The 19,947-nt window shown below is 44.5% G+C and carries 17 protein-coding genes; 7 read left to right on the top strand and 10 right to left on the bottom strand.

Annotated elements, in window-relative coordinates; genetic code table 11:
* Window positions 1–230: 230 nt before the first annotated feature.
* The 8 genes from yacG to nadC all read right to left on the bottom strand — a co-directional run bounded on the left by yacG (window position 231) and on the right by nadC (window position 7,440).
* Window positions 231–425, bottom strand: a complete 195-nt coding sequence (yacG, locus tag KI742_RS13090) for a DNA gyrase inhibitor YacG (protein ID WP_017635922.1) — start codon at window positions 423–425, stop codon at window positions 231–233.
* 158 nt (window positions 426–583) lie between these two features.
* Window positions 584–1,324, bottom strand: a complete 741-nt coding sequence (gene zapD / locus KI742_RS13085) for a cell division protein ZapD (protein WP_005373086.1) — start codon at window positions 1,322–1,324, stop codon at window positions 584–586.
* Between the two features lie 27 nt (window positions 1,325–1,351).
* Window positions 1,352–1,966: a dephospho-CoA kinase gene (coaE, locus tag KI742_RS13080; RefSeq protein WP_017635920.1), complete on the bottom strand. Its 615-nt coding sequence runs from the start codon at window positions 1,964–1,966 to the stop codon at window positions 1,352–1,354.
* A complete protein-coding gene (locus KI742_RS13075; protein WP_025768182.1) occupies window positions 1,967–2,836 on the bottom strand; it encodes an A24 family peptidase in 870 nt (289 codons plus the stop codon). It abuts the gene before it with no gap.
* 64 nt (window positions 2,837–2,900) lie between these two features.
* Window positions 2,901–4,124, bottom strand: a complete 1,224-nt coding sequence (locus KI742_RS13070; RefSeq protein WP_167415439.1) for a type II secretion system F family protein — start codon at window positions 4,122–4,124, stop codon at window positions 2,901–2,903.
* A 23-nt stretch (window positions 4,125–4,147) separates the two neighbouring features.
* Window positions 4,148–5,833 carry a type IV-A pilus assembly ATPase PilB gene (pilB, locus tag KI742_RS13065; protein ID WP_167415438.1) on the bottom strand — a complete coding sequence of 562 codons (1,686 nt, stop codon included), beginning with the start codon at window positions 5,831–5,833 and terminating at the stop codon, window positions 4,148–4,150.
* A complete protein-coding gene (locus tag KI742_RS13060) occupies window positions 5,833–6,291 on the bottom strand; it encodes a prepilin-type N-terminal cleavage/methylation domain-containing protein (protein WP_167415437.1) in 459 nt (152 codons plus the stop codon). The genes pilB and KI742_RS13060 overlap by 1 nt, the downstream gene beginning before the upstream one ends.
* Before the next feature lie 261 nt (window positions 6,292–6,552).
* Window positions 6,553–7,440 (bottom strand): carboxylating nicotinate-nucleotide diphosphorylase, encoded by an 888-nt coding sequence (gene nadC, locus KI742_RS13055; protein WP_017820396.1) that lies wholly within the window; start codon window positions 7,438–7,440, stop codon window positions 6,553–6,555.
* A gap of 92 nt (window positions 7,441–7,532) precedes the next feature.
* On the opposite strand from nadC, the gene ampD reads away from it, so the two are divergent.
* The 5 genes from ampD to lpdA all read left to right on the top strand — a co-directional run bounded on the left by ampD (window position 7,533) and on the right by lpdA (window position 15,582).
* Window positions 7,533–8,084 carry a 1,6-anhydro-N-acetylmuramyl-L-alanine amidase AmpD gene (gene ampD, locus KI742_RS13050; RefSeq protein WP_167415436.1) on the top strand — a complete coding sequence of 184 codons (552 nt, stop codon included), beginning with the start codon at window positions 7,533–7,535 and terminating at the stop codon, window positions 8,082–8,084.
* A 405-nt stretch (window positions 8,085–8,489) separates the two neighbouring features.
* The gene (pdhR, locus tag KI742_RS13045; protein ID WP_005379989.1) at window positions 8,490–9,257 is read left to right on the top strand and encodes a pyruvate dehydrogenase complex transcriptional repressor PdhR; all 768 of its coding nucleotides are present in this window, start codon (window positions 8,490–8,492) and stop codon (window positions 9,255–9,257) included.
* A gap of 48 nt (window positions 9,258–9,305) precedes the next feature.
* Window positions 9,306–11,969 (top strand): pyruvate dehydrogenase (acetyl-transferring), homodimeric type, encoded by a 2,664-nt coding sequence (aceE, locus tag KI742_RS13040; RefSeq protein ID WP_005386612.1) that lies wholly within the window; start codon window positions 9,306–9,308, stop codon window positions 11,967–11,969.
* A gap of 19 nt (window positions 11,970–11,988) precedes the next feature.
* Window positions 11,989–13,887, top strand: coding sequence for a pyruvate dehydrogenase complex dihydrolipoyllysine-residue acetyltransferase (aceF, locus tag KI742_RS13035; RefSeq protein ID WP_005386611.1), 1,899 nt, complete (start codon window positions 11,989–11,991; stop codon window positions 13,885–13,887).
* A gap of 267 nt (window positions 13,888–14,154) precedes the next feature.
* Complete coding sequence (lpdA, locus tag KI742_RS13030; RefSeq protein ID WP_005379993.1) at window positions 14,155–15,582, top strand: dihydrolipoyl dehydrogenase; 1,428 nt, start codon at window positions 14,155–14,157, stop codon at window positions 15,580–15,582.
* A 138-nt stretch (window positions 15,583–15,720) separates the two neighbouring features.
* Here the strand turns inward: lpdA and opaR are convergent, their stop codons facing one another.
* Window positions 15,721–16,335 carry a transcriptional regulator OpaR gene (gene opaR / locus KI742_RS13025; protein WP_005379994.1) on the bottom strand — a complete coding sequence of 205 codons (615 nt, stop codon included), beginning with the start codon at window positions 16,333–16,335 and terminating at the stop codon, window positions 15,721–15,723.
* A gap of 319 nt (window positions 16,336–16,654) precedes the next feature.
* On the opposite strand from opaR, the gene hpt reads away from it, so the two are divergent.
* Window positions 16,655–17,185 (top strand): hypoxanthine phosphoribosyltransferase, encoded by a 531-nt coding sequence (gene hpt, locus KI742_RS13020; RefSeq protein ID WP_005379995.1) that lies wholly within the window; start codon window positions 16,655–16,657, stop codon window positions 17,183–17,185.
* Between the two features lie 77 nt (window positions 17,186–17,262).
* Here the strand turns inward: hpt and can are convergent, their stop codons facing one another.
* Window positions 17,263–17,931: a carbonate dehydratase gene (can, locus tag KI742_RS13015; RefSeq protein ID WP_005379996.1), complete on the bottom strand. Its 669-nt coding sequence runs from the start codon at window positions 17,929–17,931 to the stop codon at window positions 17,263–17,265.
* 281 nt (window positions 17,932–18,212) lie between these two features.
* On the opposite strand from can, the gene KI742_RS13010 reads away from it, so the two are divergent.
* Complete coding sequence (locus KI742_RS13010) at window positions 18,213–19,883, top strand: SulP family inorganic anion transporter (protein WP_167415435.1); 1,671 nt, start codon at window positions 18,213–18,215, stop codon at window positions 19,881–19,883.
* The last annotated feature ends 64 nt before the right edge of the window (window positions 19,884–19,947 follow it).

Raw genomic sequence — 19,947 nt, 5'->3', positions numbered from 1 at the left:
AGCGTGATTCAGAATCTACTAGTCGAGCATGCAAGTGTTTAAGTTGTTAGCTTCATCCTTACTGTGAGTAGATTCCTGATGTCGCTATGGCTCCTCGGAATAACGGGAATTGATAGCCAAAGATTACAGGGTACCGCGGTTAAAATTCGTCATTCTGGACAGCGACGAAGGAGCGTGATTCAGATTCCCCAAGAAGGAACCTAGGATCTTCCTTTACCCTAGGTCTTAATTTAGTACTGATCTTCAGACCAGCCATCACTATCGGACATATCGGGTGCGCCTGGGATGGTGTTTTCTTCATCTGCCCATTCACCAAAATCAATCATTTGGCATTGTTTACTGCAGAAAGGGCGATGAGGACTTTGTTCTCCCCATTCTACGTCGGCGCCACATTGTGGACATTGAACGATGGTAACTTTAGACATAGTTGAGCGTCCCATTACTAATTGGTGTTAAAGGGTAGTATACCTAAACGAATTAAAGATGGCTTATTCAACGCGCTATTGCTGCTACGAAATTTTATCAAATATAAGCGCAATAAAGCGTTGAATTTTAGATTATGGAGGCGAGGCGTAGTGTCGTCTTAGCTGCACACAGCAAGTTCAAATTCAATATCTTGTGTGCACGCTTGACCGTTTTCAAACGACATGAACTTGATCGCAAAGCGGTTTTTATGGCCTGAAATCATAGGATACACGCCATATTCCATTGGGATGTGAAGTCTTAGAATGTTGGCTTCATCAGCGTCACTTTGGAAGAAACCTGCACGACCGATTTGAGCTTTGAAATGTCCGGTCTCTCTAGTGAGCTTTAACCATAACGAAAGCGCATCAGATAAGGGCTTTAAGCTTGCTTGCCACTGTTGTGCATCACGCTTTTTACGTTCAATAGGTAGATGAAGCCAGTAGTGTAATGCTGGCAGATCAAAACAGCATGAACCACCCGGTAGATTAAAGCGTTGACGGATAGAGCTTAGGAAGCGATCTTCTTTTAATGCTTGGCCAAAACGTTCAGCACCCATTAGTTGGCTATGAACGACATCTATCTCTTGTAGTAGGGTATTTAATGCGTCTTGATCGACACCATCAACATTGAGCCAATGGCGGTACGACAGCCGCTGCTTCTCAAGATCTTTAGCCAGTTCACTTTTCAGTTGGATTTGTTCGAAGATCTCAACCATATCGAATAACGCACGGAAAAACAGTTGATACTGATGATTTTCGCTAAACCCAGAGGCCAAGTGAGCCTGACGCAGCAGAGACTCCACTCTTAGATAAATACGAGTTTTCTCATTTAACGGATGTTCAAATTTGTGCGTGGTCATCGACATAAGCCTTTGTGAGTTTCGTTCCTATTTTCGCAGATTTTTCTTACACATGGCTAGGTACTTTTCGTGCAAATCTGTGATTTGAAGCAAAAGATCAGGGTCACTTGGATTATTCTTAACCACATCGTCTGCAAGCGCGAGCCTTTGCTCTCTTGATGCTTGAGAGGCAAGGATGGCGCGAACTTGATCTTCACTCACATTGTCTCGTTTCATCGTGCGAGATATCTGTGTATTCGGTTCTACATCGACGACAAGAACGCGATCACACAAACTATCTAGCTTGTTTTCTACGAGCAACGGCACCACAAGTAACGCATACTCTGAAGTGACTTGCTGCAAATCTTCGATCATCTTTTCACGAATTATCGGGTGCAACAGTGCGTTGAGCCATGCTTTTTCATCTGAATTCGAAAAGATTTTTTCTCTCAGCTTTGCGCGATCTAAAGTTTGGTCTTCACGAACGATATCGTGACCAAAGTGTTCAATAATCGCGTTTAGGCCGGGAGTACCTGGCTCGACAACTTCTCTTGCTACAATGTCGGCATCGACGATATCGATTTTAAATTGTTGTTTGAACAGATTCGCGACGGTTGTTTTTCCACTAGCGATACCACCTGTTAAACCAATAACCAAAGCCATTTACACTCCTAGAACTGAAGTAAAGTACCAGTTTAAAATCTGCTCGCCCCAAATTAAGCTTATCCAACCAGCAATTGCTAAGTAAGGACCGAAAGGGAAAGCTTTTTCAATTCCCTGTTTTTGCAAGCGTAGTTGAATGATGCCAAATACGATGCCAACCACAGAAGAAAGTAGAATGATCATCGGCAGTGACTGCCAACCTAGCCAAGCCCCTAGTGCTGCTAGTAGTTTAAAATCACCATATCCCATTCCTTCTTTACCAGTAAGTAGCTTAAAGCCCCAGTAAACGGACCAGAGACATAGGTAACCAGCAATAGCACCAATGACAGAATCTTGTAGAGTAACAGGACTTATTTCGACTAATGCTAAGGCAATGCCAGCCCAAGTTAATGGTAATGTTAATTGGTCAGGTAACAACATAGTATCGAGATCGATAAATGTTGCAGCGATTAAGATAAAAGTGAAAAAGAGTAGGGCAACGGTAAAGTAACTAAAACCAAAGTGGTAAGCGACAAAGCCTGAGCAGAATGCAGTGAGCAGTTCAATCAGTGGATAGCGTGTGCTAATGGTTGTCTGACAGTTGTGACATTTGCCTTTTAAAAGCAGCCAGCTAATCACAGGAATGTTGTCGCGAATACGTATCGGTGTTGCGCATTTCTGGCAGGAGGAGCGTGGGACGCTCAAGGTCAGCACTTCTTTAGGAGGTTCTATTTTGTATTCAGGAAATGACTCGGCACATTCGCGTCGCCATTCTAGTTCCATGATTTTAGGTAGTCGATAAATAACCACATTGAGGAAGCTACCCACGATCAGACCGAAGATGGTGGCAAACACAACGAATAGCCAAGGGTAGTACTGGAATACTTCCATATTTGTCTCTTGAGCGATGAGTGAAATCAGCAAGATGCTGTTTTAAAGGAGTTAACAGCTCATTCTAGCCCAATACACTCATTAAGTTAAAGATTGGCAAGTACATTGCTGTCACTAATCCGCCAACAACGATACCTAAAAATACGATAATTAGCGGCTCTAGAATTTTACTAAGGTTGTCGACGGTGTTGTCGACTTCAAACTCGTAGATCGTTGCAACTTTATTGAGCATATCGTCAAGTCGACCAGACTCTTCACCGATCATGACCATTTGTAACACTAATTCAGGGAACACATTACAGTTACGCATGGCAACATACATTGGCATACCTGCGGCGGTATCACGGTAAACTTCTTCTATGGCGAGTTGATAGTGTAAGTTTCCTGAGGTTTTTGATGTGGTTTTTAAACTGGTTAGAATTGGAATACCCGCTGTAAAGCTTGTGGCGAGTGTTCGACTAAATTTGGCGATAGCGGCTTTTGATAATACAGGGCCCAGAACAGGAAATTTAAGCACAGAGCGGTTGAGCATTAAGCGAAAAGAATCTGAACGCTTAGAGATGATTCTCGCCGAGATGAATAAACTAATGGAGCCTAGTGCGATAAACGGACTCCAGTTTTGTGTCCAGGCGGAAAGATCTAATACTTGCCTGGTAAACCAAGGTAAGTCAGCACCAAAACCAACAAACATTTTTTCAAACTCGGGAATGACTTTGGTGAGCATGATAAACGAGACGCCTAACGCTACTAGCACTACCATTGCTGGGTAAATCAGGGCTTTGATCACTTTCGCACGGAGTTGTTCATTTTTTTCTCGGTAGGTGGCTAAGCGCTCGAATACTTCTGCTAAGTTACCGGATTGCTCACCTGTGGCGATAAGGTCGTTATAGAGTGGGTCAAAGTGTTCACTTGCAGTGCGCATTGCTTTTGACATGGGCGTACCCGCTTCAACGGCGCGTGTCACGCTCATCAAAATGGATTTCATCTCTGCTTTTTTGTGGTTTTCTGATACCAATTTTAAAGCCTGAACTAAGGGGACACCGGTTATCAACATCGTCGAAATTTGCCGGGTAAACACCGTGATGTCTCTGCCTTTCACGCGATGGCTGAGTTTAGTTAGAAACGAGATACTGCTTTTCTTTAACTTCTTGATCTTGATGTGTTGTGCGTTTAGACGTTCGCGTACTTCAATTTCTGTCATCGCGAGGGTTTGTCCAGACGTCTTTTTGCCTGAACTGTTGATGCCTTTCCAGCGGAAGTTTTTAAGTTGTGGTGTAGTGCTTTTCATAGAGGTGACTGCTGATTAAAGGATTAAAAATAAAGTACGCGCTGTAGTTCACTAAAACTTGTGATCCCTTGTTTGAGTTTTTCTATGCCCGACATTTGTAACGTGCTCATACCATTTGCGATGGCGAGTTTTTCTAGTTCATGTACCGAGGCGCCTTTAATAAGCGCTTCGGAGAGAAATTCATCAAAGCGCATCACTTCATAAATCCCCGTTCGGCCGGAATAACCATGGGTACACTCATTACATCCATCGGGATTGGCTTTAAAAATGTTGTCGCTTGCTTGAATTCCAAGATGTTGTAGCTGAGCGGTAAGCTCTTGTGATTTTTTACAGTGCGAGCACAGTTTACGGGCCAAGCGCTGGGCAATAATCAAACTAAGAGAGGAGGCCAAGTTAAAGCTTTCTACGCCCATGTTTGATAAACGAATAACCGTTTCAGCCGCAGAGTTGGTATGCAAGGTTGAAAGTACTAAGTGACCAGTTTGCGAGGCTTTGATCGCGATTTCTGCAGTGTCTAAGTCACGAATCTCACCGACCATTACCACATCGGGGTCTTGACGTAAGAAAGAGCGCAGTGCTTCGGCAAAACCAAAACCAATCTTAGGCTGGACTTGAACTTGGTTAATGCCCGATAAGTTAATTTCTACTGGGTCTTCTGCCGTAGAAATGTTGATTTCTGGTTTATTGAGGATACTCAGCCCGGTGTACAAAGAAACGGTTTTTCCGCTCCCGGTTGGACCTGTCATCAGAATCATGCCTTGTGGGCGACGCAGCGCATCCAAGTACAATTGTTTTTGTTGTTCGCTATAACCAAGCTTGTCGATATCCAATGACGCAGAGCTGCTGTCGAGCAGTCGTAGTACAATTTTCTCTCCAAATAGAGTAGGCAGCGTGGATACACGCATATCAATTGCGGTGTCTTGATTCAACTTGAGCTTAATACGCCCATCTTGTGGTAAACGTCGCTCTGCAATATCAAGCTTAGAGAGGATTTTGATACGAGCGGATAAGCGGCGACTTAAGTGGCTTGGTGGCTGCTGTGTTTCGATTAAGATGCCATCACAGCGTAGGCGAACACGGTACATCTTTTCATAGGGCTCAAAGTGGATATCGGATGCGCCTTTGCGCACAGCGTCCAATAGAATTTGGTTGATGTAACGGCTAACAGGAGACTCATCTTGGCTCAAGTCTTCAATGTTGTCGATTTCATCTGCGCCCACGTCAACCAGATTGGCTAACTCTTCTTGGTTGATCTCTTTTAACCCGGACTTCTCATGACTCAATGAACGACCATACAAGCGTCGAATTGCCGCGCTGAGTTGACTAAAATCCCCCAAGACCAATTCAACCTGTAAACCAGTGGCAAAGCGAAAATCATCTTCTGCTTGTTGGTTGGTGGGGTCGGCAACGGCGAGTAATAACGTTGAAGACGTACGCTGGAGTGGGAGTGCGTTATGCCGCGTGATTAATTCCCTAAGGCCAAGTTGCTGACAAAGCGAAGCATACTCGTACTGAGATAACTCGGGCTGATTTAAACCAAAGAGAGAACTTAAGTGCTCAGCGAGTTCGCTTGATGTAAATAATCCAGAACTGAGTAAAGCCTCTGGCATCGAAATGCCAGAAGCTTTGACTTGCTCTATTAACGATTCTTCTTGGGAAAACGTCAGTAACCTTTTTTGGCGAAGAGCCGTGGATAGGTTGGTTAGCATTATGGACAATATGTAGTTTGATTTTTGTCAGCTGAATCTAAACAAGTATTCGTCCATGTTAGTCCGTCGCCAGAGTATGCTGCTGTCATCACATATTTTTCTTTTGCCTCAATTGGCCCTTTGTCTGTCGAAGCTTCTGCTATTACTTTTACACCTGCAGATGCTGCTTCTGCAGTTATCTTGATATTATTAAGGTTCACTACTTTGGGAATTCCATTTTTGTCAGATATACAATTTTTGGAAAAAGATGTTTGATCTGAAGCATTCTCATGTGCACAAAGTTCTACTGCCATTTTTACAGCAGCTGCGGCCTTAGGAAATTCTGATAAAGTCGCTTTCTTGGTGTAGTCTTGATAAGCAGGCACAGCAAACGCCGCCAAAATCCCAATAATCGCCACCACAATCATTAATTCAATCAGAGTAAAACCCTGTTGTTTTTTTTGTTTACTGTTTTTCATTTTTAACCCTTTCCTAAAAATTAATAATGCTCTTGCATTAGCGAAAGATTATGGAGAGTTAAGGTGGGTTGAAAATGGGGAAGGGGTGGGCTCTCGAGTGAGATAAAACTCTTTGGTGAAAAGTTGCATATAGCATGCAGAGTTTTGCGAGTAGTACTATTTTTTAGTGGATAAAAAGAAAGGGCCAATTGGCCCTTTTAAATGATGAATTACTCACAAACCACTGAGTTAGTTGAAGTAATTTGAGATTTGTTGCTTTTATTATTTGAAGCGCATCGAAAGATCCATCGCTTTTAAATGCTTAGTCAACGCGCCTACCGAAATGTAATCGACACCGGTTTCTGCGTATTCTGCGATGGTCTCTAGCGTAATGTTGCCGGAGTTCTCTAAAGCGGCACGACCTGCGTTAATCGCTACGGCTTCACGCATCATTTCTTTTGTGAAGTTATCGAGCATGATGATGTCGGCACCAGCCTCTATCGCTTGTTTCAACTCTTCTAAGCTTTCCGTTTCTACTTCTACCGGTTTGCCTGGGTTAAGCTCTTTCGCTTTTTGGATGGCTTGAGTGATGCCACCACAAGCAATAATGTGGTTTTCTTTAATGAGGTAAGCGTCGAACACGCCGATGCGATGGTTAAAGCCACCACCACACGTCACGGCGTATTTTAGTGCGCTACGCAGACCAGGAATGGTTTTGCGTGTGTCTAGTAGACGGCACTCAGTATGCGCGATTTTTTCAGCGTACTCTGCGGTAACTGTTGCGCAGCCAGACAGCGTTTGGATGAAATTCATTGCGTTACGCTCACCAGTCAACAGGTCACGAGCAGGGCCTGTCAGCGTGCAAAGGGTTTGGTTAGGTTTGACTTTATCGCCGTCCTTTACGTGCCATTCAATGCTGACCTTGCCACCGAGCTGTTTAAAAACTTCATCAGCCCATGCTTGACCACAGAACACACCATGCTCACGAGTAATAATCGTTGCGGTATTAACCGCATCGGCAGGGATCAAAGATGCAGTAATGTCGTTATCTGCGTCGACACTGCCACCTAGATCTTCTTTTAAGGTATCAGCGACAGAGCGAGTGATCTCTAAAGGGAGTTGTTGTTTAAGGTATTCTAGGCGTTCTTGAATGTTGTGTGTGTTCTTCATCGCAAATCTTGTCTTGAAAGGGAGATGGCAACGAATGATACTCTCCGGTGTCAATAATTTCAGCAGTTAATTTGCAAAGTAGAGAGGTTGATATGCGCCCAATTATCGAGAATGGCTGGCTGACACAGGCAAAGCATGTTCCGTCACCATTTTTTGATGCTCGCTCTGATACAAACGACATCTCTCTGCTGGTGGTACACAACATCAGTTTGCCTCCTGGGCAGTTTGGTGGACCGTATATTGAGGACTTCTTCACTGGCAAGCTAGACCCAAATGCACATCCATTTTTTGAAGTTATTCACAAAATGGGCGTTTCTGCACATTGCTTGATTAAAAGAAACGGCGAGGTTGTTCAATTTGTTTCTTTTCTCGATAGAGCATGGCATGCCGGTCAATCCAGTTTCGCGGGCAGGGAGCGTTGTAATGACTATTCCATTGGTATCGAGCTTGAAGGGACAGAATTTACTGCCTACACAGAAGCGCAATATCAATCACTTGCAGAGATCACTGAGGTGATTATGCAGTCTTATCCTCAAATCACCCCGCCACGAATTACCGGTCATCAATATATTGCGCCCTTGAGAAAAAGCGATCCTGGTCTAAGCTTTGATTGGGTGAAATATAGACTGCTTATACAGCGTTGATTTGTAGCGAAAGTGTAAATTCAAAAAAGCGAAATAAATAAGGCATACGATCAGGTATGCCTTTTTTTGATACCAGAAATATTAATGATTGTTAAAAGTTAACTACATTTTTACGCTCGCACATGCCGTTTTGGTGAATAAATAGACTGATAATTTTGTCATTTTCTGTATTTCTTTTCCAAAACTGCTAGCACGTCGACTTCCCATTTGTATGCTTTATGTAATTGGTCATACCAATTCTATTGCTGTTTTAACAGTCGATTGTTATCAGAGTGTTGGAAGTAAGCTCGTTCTATGATTTAGGTCAATTTTCGGCTGGACAGTGGCGTTTTAATTATGTTAATTTCTGCACCAACTTAAAATTGGTATTACCAATTACCTGCAAGAGTAGAAGAACAATAAATTATGGCTTATCAAAGGATTCGTCAGCCAAAACTCTCTGATGTTATAGAACAAGAGTTAGAAAGGTTGATAGTGGAAGGAACATTGTCTCCGGGGCAACAACTGCCTCCAGAGCGTGAACTGGCAAAACAGTTCGATGTGTCTCGTCCTTCAGTCCGAGAAGCCATTCAACGTTTGGAAGCGAAGCGTTTGTTGACTCGTCGCCAAGGTGGCGGAACATTCGTAAGTGAGAATATCTGGAAGAGCTTTTCAGATCCCTTGTTGAATTTGTTGTCTAGTCATTCTGAAACCCAGCTTGATGTGCTTGAGTCTCGTCATGCGATGGAAGGAATTTCAGCCTACTTTGCAGCTTTACGTGGTACCGAAGAAGATTTTGCGCGTATTCAAGGTTGCCTTGAGCGCATTAGTCAAGAGCAAGCAAACAACGATATCGAAGCTGAATCTGCGGAAGTAATGCAATTTTTGATCGCTTTGACAGAGGCCGCGCACAACGTGGTTTTGTTGCACATTGTTCGAAGCTTAGCACCTTTGCTTGAGCAAAATATTCTACAAAATTTTAAATTACTACGTCGCCGCCCAGAAGCGGTCGAGAAAGTCAGTAAACACCGAGCCAATATCGTGGATGCGATTGTTTCTGGTCAGCCTGAAAAGGCGCGAGAAATGTCCCACTCGCACTTGGCTTACATCGAAGAAACATTGTTGGATTTGACTCGAGAAGAGTCTCGACGAGAGCGTTCTCTACGTCGAATTCAGCAGGGTAATGACTCGTAAGAGCGTTACTTAAATAAGTAGATCCAACCAACAGAAGGATAGATCGCCATGTCTGATATGAAGCATGACGTAGATGCACTGGAAACTCAAGAATGGCTACAAGCGCTTGAGTCAGTTGTACGTGAAGAAGGTCTAGAGCGTGCTCAATTCCTATTAGAGCAAGTTCTAGATAAAGCACGTCTAGACGGTGTTGATATGCCAACAGGTATCACAACTAACTACATCAACACGATTCCTGCAGACCAAGAACCAGCATACCCAGGTGACACAACACTTGAGCGTCGTATTCGCTCAATTATTCGTTGGAACGCTATCATGATCGTTCTACGTGCATCTAAGAAAGACCTAGAGCTAGGCGGCCACATGGCGTCTTTCCAGTCTTCTGCTGCGTTCTACGAGACATGTTTCAACCACTTCTTCCGTGCACCAAACGAGAAGGATGGTGGCGACCTAGTTTACTACCAAGGTCACATTTCACCAGGTATCTACTCACGTGCATTCGTTGAAGGTCGTCTAACTGAAGAGCAGCTAGACAACTTCCGTCAAGAAGTAGACGGCAAAGGTATTCCTTCATACCCGCACCCTAAACTGATGCCTGAATTCTGGCAGTTCCCGACAGTATCGATGGGCCTAGGTCCAATCGCTTCTATCTACCAAGCTCGTTTCCTTAAGTACCTAGAAGGCCGTGGTCTTAAAGATACTTCAGAACAGCGCGTTTACGCGTTCCTAGGTGACGGTGAGATGGATGAGCCAGAATCACGTGGTGCTATCTCTTTCGCTGCGCGTGAGAAACTAGACAACCTATGCTTCCTAATCAACTGTAACCTACAGCGTCTAGATGGCCCTGTAATGGGTAACGGTAAGATCATTCAAGAACTTGAAGGTCTGTTCAAAGGTGCTGGTTGGAACGTAGTGAAGGTAATCTGGGGTAACAACTGGGATTCACTACTAGCTAAAGATACGACTGGTAAGCTTCTACAGCTTATGAATGAAACGATCGACGGCGACTACCAAACATTCAAATCAAAAGATGGCGCGTACGTACGTGAGCACTTCTTTGGTAAGTACCCAGAGACAGCTGCACTTGTTGCTGACATGACTGATGACGAAATCTTCGCACTTAAGCGTGGTGGTCACGAGTCTTCTAAGCTATACGCGGCATACAAAAACGCGGCAGAAACTAAAGGTCGTCCAACAGTAATCCTAGCTAAGACTGTTAAAGGTTACGGCATGGGTGAAGCGGCTGAAGGTAAGAACATCGCGCACCAAGTTAAGAAGATGGATATGACTCACGTACTACACCTACGTGATCGTCTAGGCCTTCAAGACATCCTAACTGACGAAGCAGTGAAAGAACTTCCGTACCTGAAACTTGAAGAAGGTTCAAAAGAGTACGAATACCTACACGCTCGTCGTAAAGCGCTACACGGCTACACGCCACAGCGTCTACCAAAATTCACTCAAGAATTCATCGTTCCTGAGCTAGAAGAATTCAAGCCACTACTAGAAGAACAGAAGCGTGATATCTCTTCTACTATGGCATTCGTACGTGCGCTAAACGTTCTACTTAAGAACAAGAACATTGGTAAGAACATCGTTCCTATCATTGCTGACGAAGCACGTACATTCGGTATGGAAGGTCTGTTCCGTCAAATCGGTATCTACAACCCGCACGGCCAAACTTACACACCAGAAGACCGTGGCGTTGTTTCTTACTACAAAGAAGCGACTTCAGGTCAGGTTCTACAAGAAGGTATCAACGAGCTAGGTGCTATGTCTTCATGGGTTGCTGCTGCGACTTCATACTCGACAAACGACCTACCAATGATCCCGTTCTACATCTACTACTCAATGTTCGGCTTCCAACGTGTTGGCGACATGGCGTGGATGGCTGGTGACCAACAAGCACGTGGTTTCCTACTAGGTGCAACTGCGGGTCGTACAACGTTGAACGGTGAGGGTCTACAGCACGAAGACGGCCACTCGCACATTTTGGCGGGTACGGTTCCTAACTGTATTTCTTACGACCCAACATTCGCGTACGAAGTAGCAGTAATCATGCAAGACGGTATCCGTCGCATGTACGGTCCAGAACAAGAAAACGTGTTCTACTACCTAACGCTAATGAACGAAAACTACGCAATGCCAGCAATGCCAGAAGGCGCTGAAGAAGGCATCCGTAAAGGTATCTACAAGCTAGAAACTTACACGGGCGACAAAGCGAAAGTTCAGCTAATGAGCTCTGGTACTATCATGAATGAAGTACGTAAAGCAGCTCAAATCCTAAGCGAAGATTACGGTGTTGCTTCTGATGTTTACTCTGTAACGTCATTCAACGAACTAACTCGCGATGGCCAAGATGCAGAGCGTTTCAACATGCTTCACCCAGAAGCGGAAGCGAAAGTACCTTACATCCAAACAGTAATGGGTACTGAACCTGCTATCGCAGCAACTGACTACATGAAGAACTACGCAGAGCAGGTTCGTGCATACATTCCTGCTGAGTCTTTCAAAGTTCTTGGTACTGATGGCTTCGGTCGTTCAGACAGCCGTGAAAACCTACGTCGTCACTTCGAAGTGAACGCAGGTTACGTAGTAGTAGCAGCGCTAACTGAACTAGCGAAACGTGGCGAAGTTGAGAAATCTGTAGTTGCAGAAGCAATTAAGAAATTCGACATCGACACAGAGAAAACAAACCCGCTATACGCTTAATTAAGAAGGTAGATAAGAAATGGCAATCGAAATTAATGTACCAGACATCGGTGCGGATGAGGTTGAAGTTACTGAGATTCTTGTAAGCGTTGGCGACAAGGTTGAAGAAGAGCAGTCTCTGATCACAGTTGAAGGCGATAAAGCTTCTATGGAAGTTCCTGCTTCTCAAGCGGGTATCGTTAAAGAAATCAAAGTTGCAGAAGGCGACAAGGTTTCTACTGGTTCTCTAATCATGATTTTCGAAGCCGAGGGTGCAGCTGACGCTGCACCTGCTCCTGCGGCAGAAGCAGCTCCAGCAGCAGCTCCAGCTCCAGCAGCAGCGGCAGAACTAAAAGAAGTTCACGTACCAGACATCGGTGGTGATGAAGTAGAAGTTACTGAAATCATGGTTGCCGTTGGCGACAGCATCGAAGAAGAGCAATCTCTTCTAACTGTTGAAGGCGACAAAGCTTCTATGGAAGTTCCAGCGCCATTCGCAGGTACTCTAAAAGAGATCAAAGTTGCAGCAGGCGATAAAGTATCGACTGGCTCACTTATCATGGTATTCGAAACCGCAGGTTCAGGCGCTCCAGCAGCACCAGCGGCAGCTGAAGCTCCTGCGGCAGCAGCTCCAGCAGCGTCTGCGGCAAAAGAAGTGAACGTACCAGATATCGGCGGCGACGAAGTTGAAGTTACTGAGATCATGGTTGCGGTTGGCGACACAGTGGAAGAAGAGCAATCTCTAATCACTGTTGAAGGTGACAAAGCTTCTATGGAAGTTCCTGCACCATTCGCTGGCACAGTTAAAGAAATCAAGATTGCAGCTGGCGACAAAGTGTCTACTGGCTCACTAATCATGGTATTCGAAGTGGCGGGCGCAGCACCTGCTCCTGCAGCAGCTCCAGCTCCAGCTCAAGCGGCAGCACCTGCAGCTCCAGCTCCTAAAGCAGAAGCTCCAGCGGCAGCAGCTCCAGCAGCGACTGGCGATTTCAAAGAAAACGATGAGTACGCTCACGCGTCTCCAGTTGTTCGTCGTCTAGCGCGTGAATTTGGCGTTAATCTTTCTAAGGTTAAAGGTTCTGGTCGTAAGAGCCGTATCCTAAAAGAAGACGTTCAAGCTTACGTGAAAGATGCACTTAAGCGTCTTGAGTCTGGCGCAGGTGCAGCAGCATCTGGCAAAGGCGACGGCGCGGCTCTTGGTCTACTACCATGGCCAAAAGTGGACTTCAGCAAGTTTGGTGAGACAGAAGTTCAACCGCTATCTCGCATTAAGAAGATCTCTGGCGCAAACCTACACCGTAACTGGGTAATGATCCCGCACGTTACACAGTGGGATAACGCAGACATCACGGCTCTTGAAGCATTCCGTAAAGAGCAAAACGCGATTGAAGCGAAGAAAGACACTGGCATGAAGATCACACCACTTGTGTTCATCATGAAAGCGGTAGCTAAAGCGCTTGAAGCGTTCCCAGCGTTCAACTCTTCTCTATCAGAAGACGGTGAGAGCCTAATTCTGAAGAAATACGTGAATGTTGGTATCGCGGTAGATACACCAAACGGTCTAGTTGTTCCTGTATTTAAAGACGTGAACAAGAAAGGCATCTACGAGCTATCTGAAGAGCTAATGGCGGTTTCTAAGAAAGCACGTGCTGGTAAGCTAACTGCGGCTGACATGCAAGGTGGCTGTTTCACTATCTCTAGCCTAGGCGGTATCGGCGGTACAGCGTTTACTCCAATCGTAAACGCACCAGAAGTTGGTATCCTAGGTGTGTCTAAGTCAGAAATGAAACCGGTATGGAACGGTAAAGAGTTCGAACCGCGTCTACAACTTCCACTGTCTCTATCATACGACCACCGTGTGATCGATGGTGCTGAAGGTGCGCGCTTCATCACTTACCTAAACTCATGTCTATCTGACATTCGTCGTCTAGTTCTGTAATAGAAATTAGATGAATGAGAGGCGGCAACTTAGCCGCCTCTGCTAATCATAATTACCGACAATTTGGTTATCAGCCTTGCTTCGTTCAGGGTTTTCACAATCGAATTGTTGTCTAGCTCACAGGCTAAATTGATTTACTTTTCACACCATTAACATCTCTGTAAACTGTTAGCGGTCTGAAAATAACTGTTTAAAACAAATCTCTCTTAAACATAAAAAATCGATACCCACTCAGCCTGTTAGGGATAATGACTACAAGAGGTCAAAATGAGCAAAGAAATTAAAGCCCAAGTTGTTGTACTTGGTTCTGGTCCTGCTGGTTACTCCGCTGCATTCCGTTGTGCGGACTTAGGTCTTGAAACTGTACTAGTTGAACGTTACAGCACGCTTGGCGGTGTATGTCTGAACGTGGGTTGTATCCCATCTAAAGCACTGCTTCACGTTTCTAAAGTAATTGAAGAAGCGAAAGCGATGGCTGACCACGGCGTTGTGTTCGGTGAGCCTCAAACAGACATCAGCAAAATCCGCATCTGGAAAGAAAAAGTTGTTAACCAACTAACTGGCGGCCTAAGCGGTATGGCTAAGATGCGTAACGTAACAGTAGTTAACGGTTACGGTAAGTTCACTGGCCCTAACTCTATCCTTGTAGAAGGCGAAGGTGAGCCAACAGTTGTTAACTTTGACAACGCAATCGTTGCGGCTGGTTCTCGTCCAATCAAACTGCCATTTATCCCGCATGAAGACCCACGTATTTGGGACTCTACTGACGCTCTAGAACTAAAAGAAGTGCCAGAAAAACTGCTTATCATGGGCGGTGGTATCATCGGTCTAGAAATGGGTACGGTTTACCACTCTCTAGGTTCTAAAGTTGAAGTTGTTGAAATGTTTGACCAGGTAATTCCTGCAGCAGACAAAGATATCGTGAAAGTATTTACTAAGCGTATCAAAGACAAGTTCAAGCTAATGCTAGAAACGAAAGTAACAGCAGTTGAAGCAAAAGAAGACGGTATCTACGTTTCAATGGAAGGCAAGAAAGCGCCAGCTGAAGCTGAGCGTTACGATGCGGTTCTAGTTGCTATCGGTCGTGTACCAAATGGTAAGCTAATCGACGGTGAAAAAGCGGGTCTAGAAATTGACGAGCGTGGCTTCATCAACGTTGATAAGCAAATGCGTACTAACGTTCCTCACATCTTCGCGATCGGTGATATCGTTGGTCAACCAATGCTTGCTCACAAAGGTGTGCATGAAGGTCACGTAGCTGCTGAAGTTATCTCTGGTAAGAAGCACTACTTCGACCCTAAAGTTATCCCTTCAATTGCGTACACTGAGCCAGAAGTAGCTTGGGTTGGTAAGACTGAAAAAGAAGCGAAAGAAGAAGGCATCAAGTACGAAGTAGCAACATTCCCATGGGCAGCATCAGGTCGTGCAATCGCATCTGACTGTGCAGACGGTATGACTAAGCTAATCTTCGACAAAGAAACTCACCGCGTAATCGGTGGTGCTATCGTTGGTACTAACGGTGGTGAACTACTTGGTGAAATCGGCCTTGCAATTGAGATGGGCTGTGATGCAGAAGATATCGCTCTGACTATCCACGCTCACCCAACTCTACACGAGTCTGTAGGTCTAGCTGCTGAAGTATTTGAAGGTTCAATCACTGACCTGCCAAACAAAAAAGCAGTTAAGAAGAAGTAAGCTTTTTCTGACTGAATGATAGAAGCCGCTGCATTGCAGCGGTTTTTTTATGCTTGTTATATAGGAATATAAATGTGTGCTTAGCAGACAATAAAAAGCCCACCAAACGGTGGGCTGACATATATTACGAGCTAAGCTTTAGTGTTCACGGTTGTAAATGCAAAGCATATCTAAGTATGAATTCACTAGGTGTTTCAGCTCCGCTTCACCTTTAGCGCGGTTCGCTTGGACAAACAGTGAGTAACAAATACCGTGGAACAGGTTTGCCAAGTGTTCTGAATCGTGCTGGTCACACACTTCGCCACGTTCAATTGCTTTAATGAACATGTTTTGTACCAGCAACTGGTTAGTACGGTTAGTTGAAACAAACAATGGCCATACTTCGTCACGTGTTGACGCACTCCACTCGAACCATACTTTTAGCCAGTGACAGTCTTGGCTGACAAGCTCGATCATCGCATTCGTAATATTGGCGATGTTTTCACGTGCATGTAAGTCTAGGTCTATGTTATCCGATAGGAAGTTTGAAAACTGACGTACGACGTGATTGAGAACTTCATCCACCAAGTCTTCGCGTGTAGGGAAGTAGTTAAAAACAGTCGCCACAGAAACTTGAGCAATTTCTGCGATATCTGCGTGACCACCACGACCGATGCCGCGGCGCGCAAATACTTCCAATGCGATTTCCATTAGCTGTTGCTTACGCTTAATTGGAGAAAGCCTAGTTCTAGGTCTCTTTGCAATTGAGTCCATATCCATTTTCCTTGCCATTTGAGTTGATATTGGGGGTAACCCCCTAATTGATTATTTTAATAGTTGCTTAAAGCAGTGATGAGTGTAATGGTGCATATGCACAAGGTCAACATCTGTAGAACAATTTATATACAGTAATGTCATTATTATTGATAAATTTAGCTATGAACTTTATAAAACTAAGACCTTCTTCCAAGATTTTTTGGCAACAGGATGTGACTTTCAACCCAATGAACGTGGTGATACACTACACGCCGTAAGATTAGGTGATCGTTTGCGTGCGACTTACCTCAACCCACAAATTTAGATTGAGCACAGTATGAAACATACAATAGAAGTCATGATTTCTGAGCAAGAAGTTCAGGAGCGAGTTCGTGAATTAGGCAAACAAATTACAGAGCGTTATCAAGGTAGTGAAGATCTTGTGTTGGTAGGCTTATTGCGTGGCTCATTTGTATTTATGGCAGACTTGGCACGTGCTATCGAACTGACTCACCAAGTTGATTTTATGACTGCGTCAAGCTACGGCAATACGATGGAAAGCTCACGTGACGTTCGTATCTTGAAAGATTTGGATGATGACATCAAAGGTAAAGATATTCTGCTTGTTGAAGACATCATTGACACTGGTAACACACTAAATAAAATCCGTGAGATTCTTTCGCTACGTGAGCCGAAGTCTATCGCGATTTGTACGCTCCTAGATAAACCATCTCGTCGTGAAGTGAATGTTCCTGTGGATTGGATTGGTTTCGAAATCCCAGATGAGTTTGTCGTTGGTGTGGGTATTGATTACGCGCAGAAATACCGCCACTTACCATACATCGGTAAAGTTGTACCTCAAGAATAATCATTGAGAGCAGCATTAAAAATATAAAAAAACGCCCATCTAAGATGGGCGTTTTTTGTTCAACTTTTAGATATGACTTAGCGACAAAGCAGCTTGTTATCTGTATTTAGAATCGTCGAAAGAGCTTTCTGGTAAGACGCTTCTACGGTTTCCTTAGAGTTAGAACGAATGCCTAAGTACTCTAAGCGACCATCTTCAATTCCGTATACCACACCATGAATTTCAACATCTTGCCCACGCTCCCAAGCGTTTTGCAGGATGGTTGAGTTACCCAAGTTGTACACTTGCTCTGCAACATTAAGCTCGCCTAGTTTATCCGCTCGATCTTGTTGCGGCATTTGATCTAGGTAAGTGCGGTGTTTGAAATAGATATCTCTGATATGTAACAGCCAATTATTAATAAGACCTAGCTTAGGGTTATCAATGGCTGCGTTTACACCACCACATCCATAGTGCCCACAGACAATGATGTGTTTAACCTTAAGAACGTCTACAGCGTACTGGACGACCGATAGACAGTTGAGATCAGTATGGATAACTTGGTTTGCAACATTCCGATGAACAAAGAGTTCACCTGAGTATAGTCCGGTTAGTCGCTCGGCAGGAACGCGGCTATCAGAGCAGCCAATCCAAAGAAAATCAGGCTTTTGACCCTCAGCGAGTTTTGCGAAGTATTCAGGTCGATCAGATTTGATCTCTTGAGACCATTTCGAATTGTTTTCAAATAACTGTTTTATTTCCGGCATTTTGCAAACTACTTCCCTTAAAAGACAAAATCGCTGCCGCTGTTTGTGTGCACATGCAAGCGATCAGTGTTGTAACTATACACAATGTTACAATTTCGATCTCGTTAAATATTCGTCAGATAGGACTCATCTGACTAGTTTTCATTAAGAAAAAAGTAAAATCTGGTGAAACTATTTGTGGTGTGAATTTAGCCTTAATCTATTTATGGTTTAAATTTTCGCCTAGCTCGTTAAAGTAGTGATATTTTACTTTTTAAAATTGAATGCAGGGAAAATCAGCAGTGTTCGGTAGTCGTTTTGAAGATATCAATTTCAAAGGGGATGTATTTGGCGGGGTAACCACGGCGATTATCTCTCTCCCTCTGGCGTTAGCGTTTGGTGTTGCATCCGGAGCCGGTGCTGAGGCCGGCCTTTGGGGGGCAATAATGGTCGGTTTGTTTGCCTCGTTATTTGGTGGTTCTAATACGTTAATATCAGAACCGACAGGGCCAATGACGGTAATCATGACCGCAGTATTAACCAGTATGATGGCGAAATACCCAGAAACGGGCATGGCTATGACTTTCACGGTTGTCATGATGGCTGGCGCATTCCAAATCCTATTGGGGACGTTAAAACTGGGTAAATACGTTACCTTGATGCCTTACAGCGTTATTTCTGGGTTTATGTCTGGCATAGGTGTGATTCTTATCATTCTGCAGTTATCGCCTTTGATGGGGCATGCTGCGCCTTCAGGGGGAGTACTCGGAACGTTATCTGCTTTGCCGGAGACCATTTCTAACCTTAAGTTCAGTGAGTTGTTTTTGGGACTACTGACTTTGGGGATTCTTTTTTTCTTCCCTAAGCAATATCGTAAATACGTTCCTGCACAGCTCGTGGCATTGGTCGCGGTGACTTTATTGTCTGTGATTCTCTTTGATACAGAAGATATTCGTCGTATCGGTGAAATTCCTGCTGGGTTACCTTCTCTCGTCGCCCCTTATATTGACACAGATATGTTTGTCGAGATGGTCATTGATGCATTAGTGCTAGGCACATTAGGTTGTATTGATACTTTGTTAACGGCAGTTATCGGTGACTCATTAACTCGTAAAGAACACGACTCAGATAAAGAGCTGCGAGGTCAAGGGTTAGCTAACATGATCTCAGGCTTGTTTGGTGCGCTGCCAGGGGCGGGGGCTACCATGGGGACGGTAACGAATATCCAAGTTGGGGCTCGTTCGCCATTATCTGGTGTGATTCGTGCACTAATGTTGGCGTTGGTTGTACTGGTTGCTGGCGGATTAACAGAGCCAATCCCGATGGCTGTGTTAGCAGGCATTGCGGTGTATGTTGGCTTTAACATCCTAGACTGGAGCTTTATTCAGAGGGCACATAAGGTAAGCTTTTCCGGAATGGCGGTGATGTATGGCGTTATGTTGCTTACAGTATTCGTTGATCTTATCGTTGCGGTGGGTTTAGGCGTCTTTATCTCGAACATTATCATCATCGAGCGTTTGAGCCGAGAGCAGGCGCGACAAGTAAAAGCGATCAGCGACGCGGATGAAGATGATGTGCCGTTGACTGACAGCGAGCGTGGTTTGTTGGATCGTGCGAATGGAAAAGTGCTGTTCTTTTATCTTTCCGGTCCGATGATCTTTAGTGTTTCTAAAGCCATTTCACGTCAGCACTCTAGTATTTCGGACTATGACGTGATGATTCTCGATCTTACGGATGTACCAATGATTGATGTGACCGTCGGTTTGGCGTTAGAGAATGCGATTAAGGATGCTCTCGATGCCAATTGTGCCGTGTATTTATTATGCCCGAATGAGCGAACACGAGAACAGCTAGAGAAATTCCATGTGATTGACCTTGTGCCTGATGAAAATATGTACCAATTCCGTTACGAAGCATTGAATGCGGCGGTGGGACATGTTGAGGCAGACCAGTATCAGCGCATAACGGCGTAATCATTCTGACAGTTAAAAACGCAACAGTGTCCTGTTGCGTTTTTTTATGCTCTATTTTGTCTTA

Source organism: Vibrio sp. D417a, assembly GCF_030248595.1.
Taxonomy (GTDB): domain Bacteria; phylum Pseudomonadota; class Gammaproteobacteria; order Enterobacterales; family Vibrionaceae; genus Vibrio; species Vibrio alginolyticus.
The sequence above is the reverse complement of the archived record's forward strand: the minus strand, read 5'-3'. Positions and strand labels throughout refer to the sequence as shown.